Raw genomic sequence first — 20394 nt, 5'->3', positions numbered from 1 at the left:
GTCGCCGCCCAGCACGATGGTCTGCGGTTTTAAATATTCGCCGTACGCGCGGCCAATGCGCCACGCGATGTCTTCATTCAGCTCTTCGCCCAGCTTGCCGCGAATATCGTAGGCTTTAAAACAAGATAATGTATTCATGGTATATAAATTAAACTCGGCCATATCGATCAGCTATCCGAACGATGTCATCGTCCCCAAGGTAAGGACCAGAGCGAACCTCAATAATTTCTAGTGGAATTTTGCCTGGATTTTCAAGGCAATGCTGCGCTCCTACCGGAATATACACCGATTCATTTTCACCTAATAAGAATTGTTTTTCCTGTAGAGTTACTTTCGCAGTACCAGCAACGACAACCCAATGCTCCGATCGATGGAAATGTGTTTGAAGTGAGATACCTTCACCTGGATTTACTTCGATTCTTTTAACTTCATACCGCTTACCAGTATCAATAGAATCACACCTCCCCCATGGTCGATAAACTTCTCGATGGACTCTGTATTCACTGCGACCGGTCGTTTTCAACTCTTCAACAATTTTTTTAACATCCTGGACGGCATTGTGTTTGGTTACTAAGATGGCATCTTTAGTTTGGACAACAATTAAATCTTCAACACCAAGCATAGTCACAAGTCCAGATTGTGCATGGACATAATTGTTTGAACTATTATAAGTTATGACATCACCAATTAAAACATTTCCTCGTTCATCTTTATCACTAATGTCCCATAATGAAGACCATGATCCCACATCACTCCAACCCGCACTCATCGGTACAACAACGGCATTAGCTGTATGTTCCATCACGGCGTAGTCAATAGAAAGATCAGGGCAACGAGAAAAGATCTCGTGATCAATGCGGATAAAGCACAGATCCTTGTCAGGCGATTGTATCGCTTTACTACAAGAATCATAAATATCAGGGCAGAATTTATGCAGCTCAGAGAGATACTTCCGAGCACCAAACATAAACATACCACTATTCCAATAATAACCGCCGTCAGATAAAAAACTTTCTGCTACTATCCGTTCTGGTTTTTCAACGAATGCATTAACTTTGAAGGCACCAGAAACTCCATCAACGCTTATTTCATCACCAGCCTGAATATAACCAAAACCTGTTTCTGGCGAGGAAGGCTCAATACCGAAAGTAACTAAATTACCATCTATAGCATAGGATGTGGAAATCTTAATGGCGTTAATAAAGGCAGCGTTATCTTTAATAATATGATCTGCCGCTAAAATTAATAAAAGGGCGTCTTCATTATCAGCAAGTTCTTTTAAACACTGAATTGCAGCTAACGCAACTGCAGGAGCAGTATTGCGGCCAATGGGTTCAAGAATGATTTCGTTGAGAGCATTTATTTGCCTAAGCTGTTCAGCAACAATAAATCGATGTTCTTCATTACAAATAACAACTGGACATTCAATTTCAAGCTTACTTAGTCGTGAAATTGTTTGCTGAAGCATAGTTTGCTCACCTTCAAGCGTTAAGAACTGCTTGGGATAAGTCAAACGCGAAAGTGGCCATAGCCGCGAACCGCTGCCGCCAGCCATAATTATAGGAATAATTTTCATTAATTATCTCTCAAGAAATCTTTAACCCAGTAATCAACAGAATATTTATTATACAACTCTGCCGTTAATGCTTTATATTTTTTTTGCAGGAAGTTTTGAATTTGTTTTTTTGTAACCGAACCATCAATTACAAGTATATTGTCTTCGTTATAAAAATCATAATCACAGATATTCTTATTAGTTGTGATTAGTTTGCGCTTAGCACCCAATGTTTCTATAGAGCGCATGGTAAGTCCTTGTTGTAATGGGTGAGATATATCAAGAATACATCTGGAATTGATAACTACCGAAACAACATCTTTTTTACTCAGAGAGCTAAATGAAACATCTTTAAGCGAAACTCTTTTAATCTCACGAGTTATATATTTTTTAAATAAGAAAACGATATAGCTCGGGCAATAGAAAAATACATAACACCTAAAGCCACAACATATTTCTTTTACTTGTTCGTATCTCGATGAATGCACAGTCCCTATAAAAGATATATCGAATTGTGGACTTTCACTCAACTCATCAATCTTATAGACATTTGAATAGAAAAGCGGCTTAAGTTTAATGTTATATAATTCAGCATCATCTGAATCAAAAGTATAAAACGCATCGGAACAGGATATTAAATCTAGTGCCTGTGGTTTGTTTTTAAACGAATCCCACATATAAACAACTATATTACTGCATTTTTCTCTAAATTTTTTTAGTATTTCAGGCGTAATACATTCAGGGCTAATGATGATCAGAAAGTCCACTGGCTCGGTCAATGTATTAAAAATTTTCAGATAATAACTTTCGATCTTTTTTTTCAAAATGTCGTTGTAACCAAGCCTTATAAGTGCACGAATAAATATATTCGTGGATGGACGTTCATCATGCAGCTCAACATCATAGCCTTGGTTTTCAATTGCTTTCTTTATCTCAACATCATATGAGAAAAATTTTGGGCAGAAAACTAAAGCTTTTTTAGACTCAAACACGAACCCACTCTCCTGACTCTTTATTATATATTTTGATTATTTTTGCAGGAACCCCAGCTATTACGCAATAATCAGGAAAAGTTCCTCGCACTACGGAATTCGCACCAACAATGCACTGTTCACCAAGAATTGTACCAGCCTGAATTGCAACACCCATACCTATGAAACAATTTTTGCCAATTATAGTTTCGCTATATTTGTGGCTCTGCCGTGGAATTGGCACACCAATTTCTTCATAATTATGATCAATAGAAGTTATATATACATTAGCAGTAATTAATGTTCCCTGCCTGATAACTAATTTAGTCCCAGAAGTGATATGAACATTTTGAGCTAATGAAACATCATCTTCTATAATTATTTCACCATCGCCATGAGTTTCTAACCGACACCCAGGAAAAATACGAACATGTTTTCCAATGGAAACGCGGTTCAGGCCTTTAAAAAAAACCGGAAAGGCAATAAACGTAGGAAATCTAATTTTTTTTAAGAAGAGAGATAAAAATAATGCTGAGAATAACCATTTTATTTTGAAAAACATTTCATCCCCTAAGCTTGACAATTATCAAACGTCTTAAATACTTAATTTTAAAGAATATATACAAGAGAGCATAAACTAAAAAAGATATATCTCCACGTTTACGGGCCTTGTGTAACATATAACAGGCCCCTTTCTCCATTAACTTCAAGTTCGCTGATAAGCCAGAGTCACCAAAATTATGCTTTCCAGAGCCTGTTAAAACCGTAGATTCAGGGTGGTAATAAAAATTACCTCCACTGGCGCAAATTCGGACCCATAAATCTGCGTCTTCGCTATGTGTCATGTTAGTGTCGTATAGACCACAATCCATTATCACATCTTTGCGCACCAGTGCTGTAGACGTTTGCGGAAAAACTTTAATGAGTAGATCTATTAAACGTGCTTTATACAACGAAGTAATCTTTTTACCATATAAAAAAAGAGCTTCTTCGTTGCGAGCGGAACCTATAAAAACGGGTTCAATGCAAGATTCTGTAAGATATTTATATTGTATTTCAAGTTTATTACTAATCCAAACATCATCAGCATCAAGGAAACCAATCCAATCATGACTCGATTTCTTTATTCCATAATTTCTGGCCCTGGAAACGCCACCATTTTCAGTCGTATATATTGAAATATTTTTTACTCGATGAGCCAAAACATATTCATTCAAGACCTGTAGTGTATTATCCACAGAACCATCATTAACAACGATAATTTCAATATTAAAATTGTCAGCAGGTTTTTTTTGTTCAACTACAGACTTGACTGCATTAACAATTGTTTTTGCGCCATTGTATACAGGTATAACTACTGATAAATTCATTTAAAAATATCCTGCCAATACTCTGTTATCTTTTCGTCATTCCATCGCTGTGCTGATTTATATGCACCAGAACTTAAGCTATCCTGCAACTCGTCTGAATTTATCAATTCAATTAATTTATTTTTGAATAAATCTCGATCACCATCTTCTATTAAAAATCCATTTTCATTATTGATAATATCCATTGGTCCTGAAGGACAATTAAAACTAATAGCGGGCAAACCAAAAGAAATAGCCTCAAGCAACACCATTCCAAAGCCTTCACTACGTGAAGTCAAAACAAAAATTGAAGAGTTATAATATAAATCTGATACGTCCCGGACAGCACAACTTAACTTAACATTATCTTCAAGTTTATTATTGGTGATAAATTTCTCGATATCTGGTTTTAATTCACCATCACCCACAATATGGAGCAACCAACCTTTTGGTAGTTGATGTATACACTCTCTCCAAATGTCTAGTAAAAGTAAGTGTTGTTTATCGGGTGTTAGTCTTCCCACACACAAAACAGTTCTAACATCATCAGCATGCATTCTGTATTTTAAATTAGGTTTATAGTGAGGCGTATACCGCACCGGAAAACCCATTTCCTTATAAAAGGCAAAATCACTTTTAGTTGGTAAACAGTATGCATGACAATGTTTATACGTAACTTTTCGAATGAATCTATATATTTTATTATAATTATTACGTGCCCCATGTTCACTTATAATTATTTTTCTCGAGTCAACGCCTGCAAGGAGTAGCATTAAATGGACCAAAGGGTGAGTTACATAGACATAGTCGTAGACGTTGGTCGAAAAAAATCTTTTTAGATTAAATATCGTTATCCAAAAGTTAGTGCCGACTTGTATTAAACGCCTCCATCTATGATTCATATCAAGATTGAGTTTTTGATTTAAGGTGTGCCGACCAACATTTTTATCGACATGGTAAAAATAATCTTTATTGTCAAAAGTAAGTACATCACACTCATAAAGCTCCGAGAGTTTATTAACGAGTGTTGAAATTACTCTTTCAATACCACCAGCAGGAGACATTGATGGTATTATAAATAAAATACTCTTCATTATATCCTTCGAAAGCTCAGATTATTAAATAACAAAATTATGCGCCAGATTACAACAGTCTGAAAGGCAATAGATATTTCCCATATATCAAATGACAAAAAAGATAAATACATAATGAGGAAAAAAGCAACTATTCTGTAACGTCTATTGAAAACAGGAATTAGCAAGTAAATACTGACAAGCACTAATGATATTATTATAACGTTAAATATAAAACTAGTTATATCTCCTTTCATGAGAAAGGCTAAAAAACCCGGCATCCCCATAAATATACTGTATCCAGCATCTTGCCCCACGATTGCCAGGTTGAATATATTTGATGGGGAGGTTGTATCAAAGAGTGTTATCCCAAGCAATCTTTCAAGCATTATTCCCAGACTAAAGAAGTCAGAAACTGATTGACTAAAGTAATTATTGTGCAGAATTTCAATCAAAGAGGATGTTGTCGATATCCGACCAATCGCAAGAGACAGTATTTCATTAGAATCGAAAGCCACTCCACGCATTTCATTCCTAAGCGTATATACATAGCTTATTAAGTCAAGTAATGGACCTATAAAAATGAGTGGGAGTAAAAATAAAAAGTTCAGTGTAATTCTATTTATTTTGTTGTTAACAATGCAATATGCACCAATACATAAAATACTAATGAATATTCCCTGCAAGGAATGTTGCATGTAAGAAAAGAAGATCACAATCAATACACTTACTAAAAACTTTCGGTGTGATATTGCAGAGAAAGTGAGTAATGGTAGTATCGCTAAAGGGTTTAACTTACTTGCGATTTTTATCATTAAACCGGAAAACCCAGTTTGCGCAACCTGCCCAATCTGGTTTGCACCAAAGAGTAAAGTAATAATACCAGTTAGCAATAACAATCTAAAAAATATAACATCGAGGTGTTTATTTTCACAGTCATATATATATACATGCCCAGAAATTTTCACCATGCAATATATAAAAAGCAATGGCAGCATGTAAAAAAGGAAAATACTGGATGCTTCAGTGAAACCCAAGCTATAGGAATAACTTCTAAAATCACCTAGCAGATATCCAGTATTATAAATAAAATATAGGGACACGATGATTGGTGCAATATATACATACACCATATACTTAGAAATTTTATTCATTCCGCATAATCTCTGCGATTCTTACTTTATAATTTTCAAATTTAAAATCTTCACGAACTTTACTTAATACCTCTTCGAATTTATCAAGTAGTTCTCTATTTTGTGCAATTTCCAAGACTGCATCAGCCATTTCCCTTACAGAGTCACAAAGGAAACCAAAATGTCCATATCTTTCAAAATAATGAGCCAGCTGTTTATTGCGCATAGCTATTACAGGCATATTAAAGGCAATGCAATCCGCAAAAACACCGCTTGATACCAGGTCATATGTCGTGTCAGAAATTGTAGACTGACCAGAAAAAATAAGTGCGACGTCTATTTTCTGAATATTACTATAAAATTCATTTTTACTTATCAGTGATTCTTTAAGATATCCTTTGCATAAGTGATGAACATTTGTACATTTATCATACATAAACCCTCCATCACTCACCCCTACGGTCATCAGCCTGATACCGGTCAAATCCATCGAACTTATATAATTCGCAAGCTCATAAATCTTGTCGCTACCTTTATTTCCACTTTGGATGCCAAAGCTCCCAAAGTTTATATCCTTTCTGTTTTTTAGCAATTTTTGATGCGTGGATATAGGATGTTGCACATAATAAAATGTTCTGTTTTTGAAAAGCTGTGACAAACTTTCATGTATTGATGAACTAATACAAATGAATTTTACATCACCAAATCTAAAGCCCAACGAAATAAAGAAGCGTCCTAATTTCTGACCAAAACCAGATGGGGTTTTTAAATAACCAAGCTCTCCGTGCATAAAAAGAAAAATTTTTGGCTTTATCATTAGGCTCAATGCACTTAATAAGGCGTACTGAAGAGGTGTTGCAGACAGTACAAAGACTGAACTTAATGTTTTAGGTAACTTTAATAAAATGACAGCCAGATGCAATGTTGAATATAGCCAGAGGTATAATTTTGTCCTCAAGATATTAATTTTATTAACTTTAATATCCGAGTTTAATTCGGATATTAGTGTTGCATCATCTGATAACCAAATAATTGCTTTATTCTCTTCACTAATTGCTTTAATTGTTAAAGAATTAAAAACATAATGCTCTTCTTTCTTTCTGAGCAAATCAATTATTGCGACTTCAGCTCTTGACATTTCTTAGGTCCTGATAAACAGTTAGCGGCCATTTCCAGTTATTATAGAGTGACTGTACAAACAATTGAGACAATATCACCCCTAACACCCCTGCCTTTAAGTAATAAGTGACCACAAAAGAAAGCAAAATAATTGACATCCCCGTTATTATCATGCTTTTAACAAATGGAATCTGGTTTTTTGTTGTTAGATATGAAGTGCATAATGAGTAATTCATTTCTAATAAACTGCAGATCAAATATAGCACTAGCATTTCTGTTGGCAAAAAATGTGTTTGCTGTGTTATATGTTTTAGAAGAAAATCACCAAGAAAAACCAAGGAAAAAGCAGAAGCCATATAAATAGCATTAGCTGTCAATAGCGATTTTTTAAATAACCGCTTAACAGATGAATATTTCTGTAATGCCTGTTCAGCAGTCATACGTGGTAAATTAAGACCAAACAACATAGAGGCGACAATCACAATAACCATCGTTACTTGTACCGTCAATCCATAAGCGGCTGCAGCTTTCAAACCTATGAAGCTTGATACTATAAGGATACTCCCCCTTACACACAGGAAGTTACCTAATTGAACTATTCCCATGTCTTTAGCACTTTGCCAGACAATTGTTTTTAACTCTTTTGCTGCTTGAAGAGGGATATAATTTTTAATAATGTAATGATCATTGTTGTAGACACACTTGGTTATAATCCATCTATCGATGATTACAGCAATGACAGATCCTATTGCGAGGGATATTAATCCTTGGCCACTTACTAACATGGGGATACTAACAGCCAGAAGGACAGACTTCGTTAACACTATCACTTTATTTAGAACAGTTTGATCCCCCCTTCCTTTCAAAATTGAATTATAATATCCAAAATACAATTGAACACATATACTTATGCCATACAGAGTCCAACAACTCATCACATAGAGAAAATCTAGAGTTGTGTGCAAACTATACAAATATATATTCCCAAGTATCACGATCCCTACAAACGCGAGAGTGGTTATTTTAAAATAAATTTCCCTAGCCGCTATTATTAAATCATTCAGAAGTTCTTTATTTATTTCTTCATCTTTGCATTCTGGTGTTTTATTATAAGTTATATCTTTGGCCCCAGAATATACATAAGATATAAACCTTGAAACTGTAGGTAACAGACCAAATTCTAAAAGCTGTACCAGTCCTGCAAGAGCAACAAAAACATACCATAACCCTATTTCTTCTTGCCCTAAATATCTAAGAATAAAGGGCAATAGTAGTAAACTGGATGCAATGCTCAAGAATTGAGAGAGGTATCCCCATAATACATCCTTTTTTCTAACTGCATGTTTCATGATTTAATTTGTAGTTCATTTTTGAATAATTGAATCATGTCTGACAAATCAGACAGAACAGATCGAGGTTTGTATTCAGGAATCAATTTATTTAGCAATGAAATATCTGTAATAGGGAATACCTCTTTTGTCGCATTATTTTCATGCCAATTCACAACGCAATTTGTGTTTTGAATAAGCACGCTAGCGATCTGTTCTGATGATGTATTAATTCCTGAGGCAATGTTAATTATTTCTCCTTCAGCTTCTTTGTTATTACTCAACTTTATTACACTTTCCGCTACATCAGTAACTGAGACATAATCTTTTTCATAATTTTTATCAACGTACATATCAATGCGTCCGTTGATTATTGCATTACGTGTTATAGAAGGCAAAAACAAGGGACTTTTTAGTGCTACCCCATAAACATTACTTGGGCGCACGATAGTAAATGGCTTACCACTTTTAAAGCATAATTCTTCCGCGACTAATTTTGTTAGATTAAAGAGACGGCGATTATCATCCTGCCTGATTATCAGATCGCTTGTTTCAGAGCTTTCATCCCCATTCATATATAATCTCGTGGAAGAAACATATATTAAGCGGTCAAAGTTAGCATTCTGGAGAAGTTCAGAGAGTAATAAGCAATTAGCAGTCAGGACATCAAATGGTTTTAGTTGGCAATCGCCATTGCCTGCGCAATAAATCAAGGTGCCAAGTTTTTTTGAAAAAATATTTGGATCGTTCCGTTCAGGAATCCACACATCTTTGTGCAAAGAATGTAGATGTCTTACTATTTCACTTCCAATGAAGCCATTCCCGCCGACTACTGTATAAATACTCATTTACTTTCCAAATTTCAATTGCTTACGAACGTCTTCCAATGAAGGAAGCTCCTTATCTTTTAAAGACAAATTTGGCTCAGAAATCGGCCAATTGATATTTATAGAATTATCATTCCAAATAATTCCTCCTTCATCCGTAGGATCATAAAAATCCGTACATTTATACTGAAAATCAGCAATGTCACTCAAAACGCAAAATCCATGGGCAAACCCAGGTGGGATATAAAACTGGAGCCTATTATCACCAGAAAGAATAATAGATTCATACTGACCAAAAGTTGGGGAGTCTTCACGTAGATCTACCGCTACATCGAACACTGTACCAGCGGTGACCGTTACCAATTTACCTTGCGGCTTTCTTTTTTGAAAATGTAAACCACGGAGCACATTACCTGTGGAACGGGAGCGATTGTCCTGAACAAAACTCTCTTTAATTCCAGCGTTTTTATAGCGTTGCTCGTGATATGTCTCATAAAAAAAACCACGTTCATCACCAAACACTTTTGGTTCAATTATTAAAAGACCATCTAATTTAGTTTTTATGATATTCATTTATTCAAAATACTCTTACTTGATAAGGCTTAATAAATAATTCCCGTAACCTGTTTTAGAAAGTGAACTCCCTATCGACTTAATATCTTCTTTACTCAGCCAGCCTTGATTATAAGCAATTTCTTCGAGACAAGCGATCTTGAATCCCTGTCGCTTCTCGACAGTTTGCACAAATTGCGAAGCTTCAAGAAGAGAATCATGTGTTCCAGTATCAAGCCATGCAAATCCACGTCCTAATTGCTCAACCTTTAAAGCCCCCTGGTTGAGATATTCTTGGTTAATACTCGTTATTTCTAACTCACCCCTATCAGACGGTTTCACTTTTTTTGCTATTTCAACTACCTGATTATCATAAAAGTACAGCCCCGTAACGGCCCAATTTGATTTCGGATGCTTCGGTTTTTCTTCGATGGAAATAGCATTGAAGTTATCATCAAATTCGACTACGCCGAATCTTTCAGGATCCATTACTTTATAACCGAACACCGTGGCGCCGCTCAAATTATCTACTGCATGCCGCAATTGTTTTCCAAATGCCTGACCAAAAAAGATATTATCCCCCAGGACTAAACATACTTTATCATTCGCAATAAACTCTTCTCCGAGGATAAACGCCTGCGCGAGCCCATCTGGTGAAGGTTGAACTTTATAACTAAGATTAATGCCTAAACGAGCACCATTTCCTAAGAGACGTTTGAAGCTATCACAATCTTCGGGAGTTGTGATAATAAGGATATCCCTGATACCAGCTAACATTAGCACTGAAAGCGGATAATAAATCATTGGCTTGTCATAAATCGGTAATAACTGTTTAGAGGTTCCCAATGTGATTGGATGCAAACGTGAACCTGAACCACCGGCTAAAATAATGCCTTTCATTTATTATTATCTCCATACTGTGCTGAAAGCCATGAAGCATATGCTCCACTTTTAACATTACTCACCCACTGCTCATTGGCCAAATACCATTCCACCGTCTTACGAATGCCACTTTCAAAGGTCTCCTGTGGCGTCCACCCCAACTCAACACCAATTTTATGTGCATCAATGGCGTATCGACGGTCATGACCCGGACGGTCAGCAACATACGTAATCTGATCGCGATAAGAGCCCTCTTTCGGCACAATCTCATCAAGCAGATCGCAAATCGTATGGACTACGTCCAGGTTCTGCTTCTCGTTATGCCCACCGATATTGTATGTCTCGCCCGGTTTCCCCTGAGTAACAACGGTATAGAGTGCGCGCGCGTGATCTTCTACATACAGCCAGTCACGAATCTGGTCACCCTTGCCGTAAATAGGCAGAGCTTTTCCGACCAGCGCATTCAGGATAACCAGTGGGATCAGTTTTTCCGGGAAATGGTACGGGCCGTAGTTATTCGAACAGTTGGTGACGATAGTCGGGAAACCGTAAGTACGCAGCCAGGCACGAACCAAATGGTCGCTGGAGGCTTTCGACGCCGAATACGGGCTGCTAGGCGCATAAGCTGTGGTTTCAGTGAAGAGCGGCAGCTCAGCTGATGCCGGGTGCTCATCAGGATGCGGCAAATCACCATACACTTCGTCGGTTGAGATGTGGTGGAAACGAAACGCTTTCTTCGCCTGTTCATCCAACGTTGACCAGTACGCACGAGCGGCTTCCAGCAGTACATAAGTGCCGACGATATTGGTTTCGATAAACGCAGCCGGGCCAGTAATAGAACGATCGACGTGACTTTCGGCGGCCAGGTGCATCACCGCATCAGGCTTATGTTTTGCGAAAATGCGATCCATGGCGTCTTTATCGCAAATATCCGCATGCTCAAAAGCATATCGATCGCTGTCGCTTACTTCACTAAGCGACTCAAGGTTGCCGGCATAGGTCAGCTTATCCACATTGACGACGTCGTCCTGGGTATTTTTAATAATATGTCGTACAACCGCTGAGCCGATAAAGCCGGCCCCGCCCGTCACAAGAATTTTCACGTTATCTGTTCCGTCTAGTATATGTCTGGATACTGGCGTTCTGAAACCTGAGCATTTATTGACGGTTTCAGAAATTGAGCACGCTACCGCCCCTGGCTTAACAGCTACCAGTGCACTGAGCGATCTCCGATTAAATGATTTTTTTGTCTGGATCCAGACAAAAAACTGGCGTTAATTGTCGTCCTAAACGACCTCAGAAACAAGCACAAATCGCTACAAAGCGATCCAGATTTAGACCCTGTAACTCTATGTAATCATAGGATTAATAATAAAAAACGGCAGTCATCATTTTGGCTATATTTCAATACACCAAAATAATGACTGCCGCTTGTTCAAGACGTTGCAGGAATATCAGTCGTTTGCGAGCAACTTCTCAATACGGGTTCTGAACTTCGCCCCTTCCTTCAGGTTACGCAGTCCATAGTTCACGAACGCCTGCATATACCCCATTTTCTTACCGCAGTCGTAGCTGTCGCCGGTCATCAGCATAGCGTCTACGGACTGTTTTTTCGCCAGTTCGGCAATCGCGTCAGTCAGCTGAATACGATCCCAGGCGCCTGGCTCAGTTTTTTCCAGCTCTGCCCAGATATCGGCGTTCAGAACATAACGGCCAACCGCCATCAGGTCTGAGTCCAGTGTCTGTGGTTGATCCGGTTTTTCGATGAACTCAACGATGCGGCTCACCTGCCCTTCCGTTTCCAGCGGTTCTTTAGTCTGGATAACGGAGTACTCGGAGAGATCGCCCTTCATGCGTTTCGCCAGCACCTGGCTACGGCCGGTTTCATTGAAACGCGCCACCATTGCCGCCAGGTTGTAACGCAGCGGATCGGCAGAAGCGGTATCGATGATGATGTCCGGAAGAACAACAATGAATGGGTTATCACCCACAACCGGACGAGCACACAGGATAGAGTGTCCCAGGCCCAGCGGCTGCGCCTGACGCACGTTCATGATGGTCACGCCCGGCGGGCAAATAGACTGCACTTCCGCCAGCAGCTGGCGTTTGACGCGCTGCTCAAGCAACGCTTCGAGTTCGTAAGAGGTGTCGAAGTGGTTTTCTACCGCATTCTTGGAGGAGTGCGTAACCAGGACGATTTCTTTGATCCCTGCAGCAACAATCTCATCGACAATGTACTGAATCATTGGCTTGTCGACGATCGGCAGCATCTCTTTAGGAATGGCTTTTGTGGCTGGCAGCATATGCATGCCCAGGCCTGCTACCGGAATGACTGCTTTCAAATTAATCATTATTTCTTCCACCTTAAAATGGTTGACGAATTATAGCTCTTAAACCTGTTTTCGCCAGCATGATTTGCCGTAATCCTTGGGCAATGTTACGCCTTAGCATCACAAATTTCTGTAGTTGTAATCTGATTAGATCGCGCTTTTATGCCAGGAATAGTCTCAAAACTGATGATTGTCGATTATCTGTGCGGAAGCGCAAAGTTAAGCCTTTCCACATTCACCACCTGCTGGTCGACCCGGTCAATATCGACCGAGCTTTGCCCCTTCTCATTCACTGCTTTTATGTTCGCCAGCGACAGCAACGTCTCGTCTTTCGCCATGAATTTACCCCGCACATCCTTACGCAGGTCGAAGTTAATCTTCAGGGCGGGCCCCACAGCGGCTTCCTGCATCACATTGATATTGCGTAAAAAAAGATGTTGCGGCTTGTTGTGCAGCTCAAGCGTTGCACGCTGCATTTCCACGTTGGTTATCGCCACAAACGAGGTGGCGTTACCGGATGAAATCTGTATTCCGCGCAATTTATACGCAAGCTGACGATTATCGAGATGAATATTGTTGAGCTTGAAGTTCTGCGGGATGGACAAATAATCGCCTTTTATCACCCCATAGCCGATTAACATTCCCGCACTGTTCACCATATCGACATTATCAATAATGAAATTATCGCAGCCATAAATGGCCACCGTGGCGTTGTCTATACCCGCCTTTTTACTGAAATCGGGGGTAATATTTTTGGCCTTGATATTGCGAATAACAAAATGTTTACCGTTTTCAACGTGCACCAGCTGGCGACAGTTGCTGCCGGTGATGTTTGCCACCACGAAGTTCTTGACGGTTTGCTTCTCCGGATAGTCGTTATCGTAGGTGCTGCCGGCGAGGCCAATGCCGATGCCCCAGTTGATCTTGCCGTTGGTGCAGTTGATGTTGTCGATGACATGGTCAGAGATCAGGATATTGCGATCGTTGATGGCGACGTTCCACTCGATCGCATCCCCCTGGAGATGGCTAAATTTGCTGTTGGTGATGCGGGCACCGTCAACCTGGTTGTGGAAACCCTGGCGCAGGATGGCGTAGTTGGCCTGGCTTACGCTGATGTTATCAATCAGCAGGTTGCGCATCACGCTCGGTTTCTTGCCGCCGATGTAGATCTGCGTCACCGGGCCAAAACCGCTCATGGCCAGCCCTTTGATGACGCAGTCAGAGCCGCGAACGTCGAGCGTAATGTTCTCCGTGCGGCCAGCACCTTCGCCTATCACTTTACTGCCTTCCTGCAGAACAAAGCGGCCGCGCCCGTTGCCGGTTAACGCCCCGCGGATCAGCAGCGTTTTACCGTCGGGAATGAAAATACCGGTATTGATGTTTTCGCAGGTAAGCCCGGCCGGGACCACGACGGTGTCGCCGTCATTAAACGCCTGCTTAAAGGCGGCGATCCAGTCGTTGTTATTGTACTGATTAACAAAGACCGTTCTGCCGCTTGCCGCCCGCGCGATGCGTGACGACAGCAGCGGCGTGGCCGCCAGAACGGAGAGAGAAGAGACAAAGGTGCGTCGGGTAATCTTTTTCAGCATACATCCTCGGCGTTACAACGTTTGCAGCAGGCTCGCTAACTGGCGGTTAATCACCTGCTGGTTAAAATCGGTTTCCACTTTTTGTCGGGCGTTCTGGAGCACGGGCTCCAGCGCCTGCTGGTCAATATCGCTGAAGGCTGCTAATCGGTCCGCAAGGGCCATCGCGTTATTCTCCGGCACCAGCCAGCCGGAATGGTCAGACTTAATCAGCTCCGGGATCCCGCTGTGCAGGGTTGATACCACCGGAATACCTACGGCCATCGCCTCCATCAGCGCCACCGGAATGCCTTCCATATCGCCATCGGCGCCCGTCACTGAAGGCAGCAGAAAGACATCCGCCTCGTCGAGCATGGCCTTGACCTCGTGGCTCGGCTTGAAGCCCGGCATTTCTACGACATCCTCCAGCTGATACTGTTCGATAAGCGTGCGCAGACGACGCTCCCACGGCCCAATGCCGAGAATGCGATAGTGGAAATCCACCCCGCGCGCTTTCAGCTGGCGGCAGGCTTCAATAGCCACATGGAGGCCTTTCTTCTCGGTCAGGCGAGCAACGGAGATGATCTGCAGCGGTTTTCCCGGCACCTTTACAGGACGGCGAGTGAAGCGCGTTAAGTCCACGCCCATACGCGAAACGGCAATTTTCTCTCCCGGGCAGCCCATGTTTTTCAGGCGTCCGGCCCACAGGTCACTGATAGGCAGCATCATGTCACCGCGTCTGAACAGCTGCTGATACTCCGGCGTGTAGTGGTTCAGCACTTCGCGGCTGGAGATATCGATACCGTGGAAGATGGTCGCAATTTTGCCGTCAATCACGCCCAGTTCGCGCAGCTTCGCGGCGGTGACGCCCGCCGGGCCAAAGTGGGCGATAAACACGTCGGCACGATACGGCTGCGCGGTTTGCCCGCAGATGGCCGACAGGATCAGATTGCGGGATTCGGAACCATAGCGGGAAACATTCAGCGCCCGCCACGTCGACGCGCGGTGGATCCCGCGCAAGGTCTGGCTGGCCCGGTGGCGCAGCTTGCTCAGCCTCCCGGACGGCTCATCCTGCAGCCAGCGGGTTTTCGCCTCCAGCCCATACTGGGTATACGCCGCATGGGTATTTTTGGTATCGCCCTTTTGCAGGGCGATAATCTCCACGTCATATCCCATATCGATAAACGCGGTGATTTGGTTCAGGACAAACGTTTCAGACGACAGCGGAAATTTCAGTAAGAAGAAACCAACCTTCATTTCCCCTCCCGTAAGCGGTCAAGTACCGATTTCACCATCCCAATGCCCTTCTCGCGCTCGGCTTTCACCGCCACCGCCAGGCGTTCATTGATCGCAGGCAGCTGGCCGAGCGTGTCGCCCACCATCGCACCGAGCGAACCATCGAGCAGATGACGGATATCCACGGCCATTTCCGGCATACCGAGCTGCTGCATGATGCCTGCTGATTTGTGTTCGTAGTTGATGGCAATGGCCGGCGTGCCAAAGTTCATGGAGATAATGGCGGAGTGCAGGCGCGTGCCGACGGTCAGGTCGCAGGCGGAGAGCAGCTTGCCCATCTCCAGATCGTTAAGTTCGTCCATTACCACGTGATAGCGCGACGGATCGTTAACCAAATTGCGCAGGTTCAGCGCCACCATACGGTCGTCTTTGTTGTAGCTGTCGATGCCCGTGCAGGTGGAGAGCGCCAGCACCTGGTACCCGCTGTCCAGCACGCGGTTCACCACGTCGGCGAAGGCTTTCTCATACGCCGCCTGGGTCGTACCTAAACGCTTATCGAAGGGCGCCAGCTCGCGCAGGGTGATTGCGACGGTTTTCTGTTTCGCCGCCACGTCGAGCCAGTGCTGCACCGCGTAGCTCGGCTGGAAGCTGTCGTCCTGGTGATCCACCAGCCACGCGGTGTCCACGCCGTGCTCAACTTTTGAGGTGTCAATTTCGCTGCGCTTCATCATGTCGAGGCTGACCGACTCGCGCAGGATCAGCGCGTCGCAGTGGCCGAACACGTAGTTTGCGAGCTGGTTAAACTGCGGATCCTGGAATGGCCCCACGCTGTGGCCAATCATAAACAGCGGCTTTTTCGCCATAAAGGTGCAGAGCGCATGCTCAAACTGCGGCACGCCGTAGAGATCGACGAAGAACGAACCGCCGACCTGGATAATGGCGTCATAGCCGGACAGCAGACGGACAAAATCGGTAAAGCCCTGCGCGATAGCGATATTGCGCAGCTTGCCGGTATCGGTCACGCGGGAAAGCAGCACCTGGTGCTGGTAGCGACGACGCAGCACTTTCTTCACCCGACCCATCACGCCCGCGGCGTTGTTATGCTGTTTCATCTGGCTGTAGAGCGGGTCGCCCATCACCGGGCGGTTCAGTAACCAGGATGAGCTGACCGGATAACGGCTCATCACGTCCACTTCGGTCTCAGGCTTAAGGGTGTTAATTGCATCCAGTAAACCGCGCAGGATGGCGCTGTCGCCACGGTTGCCGCAGGTATGGTTGCCAAGAATTAATAATTTCATAATGGCCTCTTAAATAACTAGCCTGCGCGAAGCAGCGTTTTCATTTTTTCGTTACGGCAAAACTGGCGCTTCATCTCCACCACCAGCGCATTGCGTGACAGCACAATCATCACGCCAAATGCCAGCGCGCCCGCGGCAACCTGTACCGCCAGCAGCGCGGCCAGCGGCAGGTGACCGCTGAGGATGATGCCCAGGCCGTAGCTCACCGCCAGGGTCGGCAACGAGAGATAGAACGGCAGCCACAGGCTCAGGATGTACTGACGGTAGCTGGAGCCCAGCACCGGCTTGATCATGATGAAGTAGCTCAGAACGGTATTGATTATCTGCACCAGCAGGAAGCCCAGCGTGACGCCGATGGCGCCTGCCATATGCCCACCGACGATAATCGCCGGAATAAACAGGAAAGTTTTGAACACGTTGAACTTAAAGCTAATATCGACGCGCGCTTTTGCCATCAGCAGGGAACCAATCGGATTCCCCACGGAGCGCAGCAGCCCCACCACGCACAGCAGCTGCAGGATCGGGATGATGCCGTTCCACTTCTCGCCAAACACCAGCGGCACGAAGTTGCTGGAAACCACCATCAGCCCAAGCAGCACCGGGAAGTTGATGATCCCCACCACGGAAAGCAGCTTGTAGAAGTTAACGCGCAGCTTCTCCGTGTCGTCCTGAATCTTGGCGAACGCCGGGAACAGGACGCGGGTGATGATCGGGTTCAGCTTCATCGGCGGCACCACCGCGACGTTGTAGGCCAGGTTGTAGCCCCCCGCCACGCTCGCGCCCAGAATGCGCGCCAGCACCAGCGTCGACAGGTTGGTATTCACATAGTTAATGATGCTGTCCGCCGTCAGCCACGCGCCAAAGCGCAGGTTGGACGAGACGGACGCGAGAGAGAAATGCAGCCCGGGACGGTAGATCTTGCGGCCAAAGTAGCCGAACAGCAGCGTACGCACGGCAGAGTTAACCAGGTATCCGAGGATAGCGGTCATCGCCAGCGGCCAGAAATGAGCGCTCACCACGGTGAAGGTAAAGCCCGCCAGCACCGCGCTGGTCTCGATCATGCCGATCTTGTTGAACTCCAGCTCTTTCTGCATCAGCGCTCGGAACTGCTGCCCGTGCGGGATCACCACGAAAGCAAACGACAGCGTGCGCATCAGTGGAGCCAGATCCGGGTTATGCAGCACGCTGGCGATGGTATCGCTCAGCAGGAACACCAGCACGAACACGAAAATCCCCAGCCCCACGTTCAGCCAGTAGAGCGTAGTCAGCTCAAGATGGCTGATCTCTTTGCGCTGGATAATCGAGTTGGCGATACCAAAATCAGACAGCGTATCGGCCAGCGCAATAATCACCAGCGAGACGGTCAGCAGGCCGAACTGGTGATTATCAATAATGCGCGCCAGCACGGTCATCTGCACCAGACCGAGGCCAATGATGACGATGGTCGCCATCGCTGACCACTTCGCCCCGCTGATGGTTTTTTCACGTAAGCTCATCTTAGTACGCCGCTTTGTTCACGAAACCTTTGAAGATGGTCAGAAAAACAATCTTGATATCGAACCAGATACTCCATTCACGGATGTACTCCAGATCGAATTCGATACGTTTTTCCATTTTTTCCAGCGTGTCGGTTTCGCCGCGCCAGCCGTTGATCTGCGCCCAGCCGGTAATGCCCGGCTTCACCTTATGGCGCAGCATGTAGCCTTCAATCAGCGAGCGGTACTGCTCGTTGTGCGCCACCGCGTGGGGACGCGGGCCAACAATCGACATGCCGCCGGTGAAGACGTTGATAAACTGCGGCAGCTCGTCCAGCGAGGTGCGGCGCAGGAAGTTCCCCACGCGGGTGACGCGCGGATCGTTCTGCGTTGCCTGGGTCACCACCTTGTCGTTTTCCATCACCTTCATGGAGCGGAATTTCCACACCATAATCGGCTTACCGTCCATACCGTAGCGGGTCTGGCGGAAGATAACCGGGCCGGGAGAGCTCAGCTTCACCGCGAGGGCAATGCAGCACAGCACCGGGGAGATGAGCAGTAAAATCAGCGAAGAGAGCACAATATCTTCCGCGCGCTTCAGCACGCGGTTAATGCCCGACAGCGGGGTGTCGTACAGCGGTACCACCGGCACGCCGTTCACTTCTTCAATGCGTGAATGGAGGATGTTGAAGGTAAAGACGTCCGGGATCAGGATCACCGAACAGGTGGTGTCCGCCAGCTCGCGCATCAGTTGCTTAATGCGGGATTCGTCTCTCATCTGCATAGCGATGTAGACGTTGTGAATTTTACCGGCTTTCGCGTCTTCAATAAGCTGTTCGTAATTGCCCGCCCAGTCCGACGGCACGCCGCCCGGCTTCGCGTCGTGGTAAATCCCGACCACTTCAAACCCTAACCACGGCTCTTTGCGGAAGCTGTCGAGCAGAACCTTACCAACCGGCAGATCGCCCGCTACCGCAACGAAGCGACGGTTATAACCGCGGTTACGCAGCCAGCCCGCGCCGAAGCGGATCAGGGAACGGCACACCACCATGCCGACGCTGGTGATCAAATACCAGCAGAGATAGGTGACGAGGCGATTATCAAAATCATGGCTGAAGGCCACCAGGCCTGCGCTGAAGATCAGACTCAGGGTCCAGTTCTGCAGCAACAGCATCAGTTCAGTGGTCATTTTCACGCCGCGCCACGAGCGGTAGAAATCGGTCATCCCGCCGATCATCTGAAACACGACCAGCGCAATGAGTGCCATCAGCAGATGCATATATAAGAACGGCAGCCCGCCGATCCGACACACCGCCCACAATCCACCGACCATGATGGTGATATCAGAAAAACGCTGCACCATAGAGATTAACGATGCATTCGTTCTCGCTCGTTCGCGTTTTTTTAGATTCGTCATCGTTGTTCCTGTATTCGGTTCCCCCTCCCGCCGGGAGGGGCAATTGTTACTGATTCAACAGCGCCAGAATGTCCTTCGTTCGGGCTTCCATCAGCGCCGTGTCAGCACGGGACTCCACGTTCAGGCGCACCACCGGCTCGGTGTTGGACGAGCGCAGGTTGAAGCGCCACTGCGGGAACGCCATGCTGATGCCGTCCGTACGGTCAATTTCCAGCGCGTGGATCGCAAAGTGCTGCTCCACGCGGGCAATGGCCTCGGCCGGCTGCGCCAGCTTGCTGTTGATC

18 protein-coding genes and 2 pseudogenes are annotated in these 20394 nt (G+C 44.7%); all 20 read right to left on the bottom strand.

What is annotated here, in order from left to right; genetic code table 11:
* Nucleotides 1-138: pseudogene (locus SPH27_RS22720) on the bottom strand (phosphomannomutase CpsG); the annotation flags it as partial.
* Between the two features lie 10 nt (nucleotides 139-148).
* The gene (locus SPH27_RS22715) at nucleotides 149-1576 is read right to left on the bottom strand and encodes a mannose-1-phosphate guanylyltransferase/mannose-6-phosphate isomerase (protein ID WP_182072994.1); all 1428 of its coding nucleotides are present in this window, start codon (nucleotides 1574-1576) and stop codon (nucleotides 149-151) included.
* Nucleotides 1576-2547: a lipopolysaccharide biosynthesis protein gene (locus SPH27_RS22710; RefSeq protein WP_182072995.1), complete on the bottom strand. Its 972-nt coding sequence runs from the start codon at nucleotides 2545-2547 to the stop codon at nucleotides 1576-1578. The genes SPH27_RS22715 and SPH27_RS22710 overlap by 1 nt, the downstream gene beginning before the upstream one ends.
* Entirely contained in the window at nucleotides 2540-3088 is a 549-nt protein-coding gene (locus tag SPH27_RS22705) for a DapH/DapD/GlmU-related protein (RefSeq protein WP_182072996.1), read from the bottom strand. Before SPH27_RS22705 ends, SPH27_RS22710 begins: the two co-directional genes overlap by 8 nt.
* A 1-nt stretch (nucleotide 3089) precedes the next feature.
* Nucleotides 3090-3896, bottom strand: coding sequence for a glycosyltransferase family 2 protein (locus SPH27_RS22700; RefSeq protein WP_182072997.1), 807 nt, complete (start codon nucleotides 3894-3896; stop codon nucleotides 3090-3092).
* The gene (locus SPH27_RS22695) at nucleotides 3893-4969 is read right to left on the bottom strand and encodes a glycosyltransferase family 4 protein (protein ID WP_182072998.1); all 1077 of its coding nucleotides are present in this window, start codon (nucleotides 4967-4969) and stop codon (nucleotides 3893-3895) included. Before SPH27_RS22695 ends, SPH27_RS22700 begins: the two co-directional genes overlap by 4 nt.
* The gene (gene wzy, locus SPH27_RS22690; protein ID WP_182072999.1) at nucleotides 4969-6102 is read right to left on the bottom strand and encodes an oligosaccharide repeat unit polymerase; all 1134 of its coding nucleotides are present in this window, start codon (nucleotides 6100-6102) and stop codon (nucleotides 4969-4971) included. Before wzy ends, SPH27_RS22695 begins: the two co-directional genes overlap by 1 nt.
* Nucleotides 6095-7219 (bottom strand): glycosyltransferase, encoded by a 1125-nt coding sequence (locus SPH27_RS22685; protein ID WP_182073000.1) that lies wholly within the window; start codon nucleotides 7217-7219, stop codon nucleotides 6095-6097. Before SPH27_RS22685 ends, wzy begins: the two co-directional genes overlap by 8 nt.
* The gene (gene wzx, locus SPH27_RS22680; RefSeq protein WP_182073001.1) at nucleotides 7206-8549 is read right to left on the bottom strand and encodes an O-unit flippase-like protein; all 1344 of its coding nucleotides are present in this window, start codon (nucleotides 8547-8549) and stop codon (nucleotides 7206-7208) included. Before wzx ends, SPH27_RS22685 begins: the two co-directional genes overlap by 14 nt.
* On the bottom strand, nucleotides 8546-9376 hold the full coding sequence (locus SPH27_RS22675; protein WP_182073002.1) for an SDR family oxidoreductase: 831 nt from the start codon (nucleotides 9374-9376) through the stop codon (nucleotides 8546-8548). The genes wzx and SPH27_RS22675 overlap by 4 nt, the downstream gene beginning before the upstream one ends.
* On the bottom strand, nucleotides 9377-9928 hold the full coding sequence (gene rfbC / locus SPH27_RS22670; protein WP_087822992.1) for a dTDP-4-dehydrorhamnose 3,5-epimerase: 552 nt from the start codon (nucleotides 9926-9928) through the stop codon (nucleotides 9377-9379).
* A 15-nt stretch (nucleotides 9929-9943) separates the two neighbouring features.
* The gene (gene rfbA, locus SPH27_RS22665) at nucleotides 9944-10807 is read right to left on the bottom strand and encodes a glucose-1-phosphate thymidylyltransferase RfbA (RefSeq protein WP_115875788.1); all 864 of its coding nucleotides are present in this window, start codon (nucleotides 10805-10807) and stop codon (nucleotides 9944-9946) included.
* A complete protein-coding gene (gene rfbB / locus SPH27_RS22660) occupies nucleotides 10804-11892 on the bottom strand; it encodes a dTDP-glucose 4,6-dehydratase (protein WP_207167555.1) in 1089 nt (362 codons plus the stop codon). Before rfbB ends, rfbA begins: the two co-directional genes overlap by 4 nt.
* Before the next feature lie 351 nt (nucleotides 11893-12243).
* Nucleotides 12244-13140 carry a GalU regulator GalF gene (galF, locus tag SPH27_RS22655; protein WP_029742022.1) on the bottom strand — a complete coding sequence of 299 codons (897 nt, stop codon included), beginning with the start codon at nucleotides 13138-13140 and terminating at the stop codon, nucleotides 12244-12246.
* Nucleotides 13141-13316: 176 nt separating this feature from the next.
* Nucleotides 13317-14708, bottom strand: coding sequence for a colanic acid biosynthesis protein WcaM (gene wcaM, locus SPH27_RS22650; protein ID WP_182073004.1), 1392 nt, complete (start codon nucleotides 14706-14708; stop codon nucleotides 13317-13319).
* A 12-nt stretch (nucleotides 14709-14720) separates the two neighbouring features.
* Nucleotides 14721-15941, bottom strand: coding sequence for a colanic acid biosynthesis glycosyltransferase WcaL (wcaL, locus tag SPH27_RS22645; protein WP_033145971.1), 1221 nt, complete (start codon nucleotides 15939-15941; stop codon nucleotides 14721-14723).
* Nucleotides 15938-17218 (bottom strand): colanic acid biosynthesis pyruvyl transferase WcaK, encoded by a 1281-nt coding sequence (wcaK, locus tag SPH27_RS22640; RefSeq protein WP_182073005.1) that lies wholly within the window; start codon nucleotides 17216-17218, stop codon nucleotides 15938-15940. The genes wcaL and wcaK overlap by 4 nt, the downstream gene beginning before the upstream one ends.
* Before the next feature lie 17 nt (nucleotides 17219-17235).
* Nucleotides 17236-18714: a colanic acid undecaprenyl disphosphate flippase WzxC gene (gene wzxC, locus SPH27_RS22635; RefSeq protein WP_039262643.1), complete on the bottom strand. Its 1479-nt coding sequence runs from the start codon at nucleotides 18712-18714 to the stop codon at nucleotides 17236-17238.
* 1 nt (nucleotide 18715) lies between these two features.
* Nucleotides 18716-20110: an undecaprenyl-phosphate glucose phosphotransferase gene (gene wcaJ, locus SPH27_RS22630; RefSeq protein WP_033145973.1), complete on the bottom strand. Its 1395-nt coding sequence runs from the start codon at nucleotides 20108-20110 to the stop codon at nucleotides 18716-18718.
* A gap of 46 nt (nucleotides 20111-20156) precedes the next feature.
* Nucleotides 20157-20394: pseudogene (locus SPH27_RS22625) on the bottom strand (phosphomannomutase CpsG); the annotation flags it as partial.

The sequence above is a fragment of the Enterobacter sp. A103 genome (assembly GCF_034427535.1).
In the GTDB taxonomy this organism is placed as follows: Bacteria; Pseudomonadota; Gammaproteobacteria; order Enterobacterales; family Enterobacteriaceae; genus Enterobacter; species Enterobacter asburiae_B.
The sequence above is the reverse complement of the archived record's forward strand: the minus strand, read 5'-3'. Positions and strand labels throughout refer to the sequence as shown.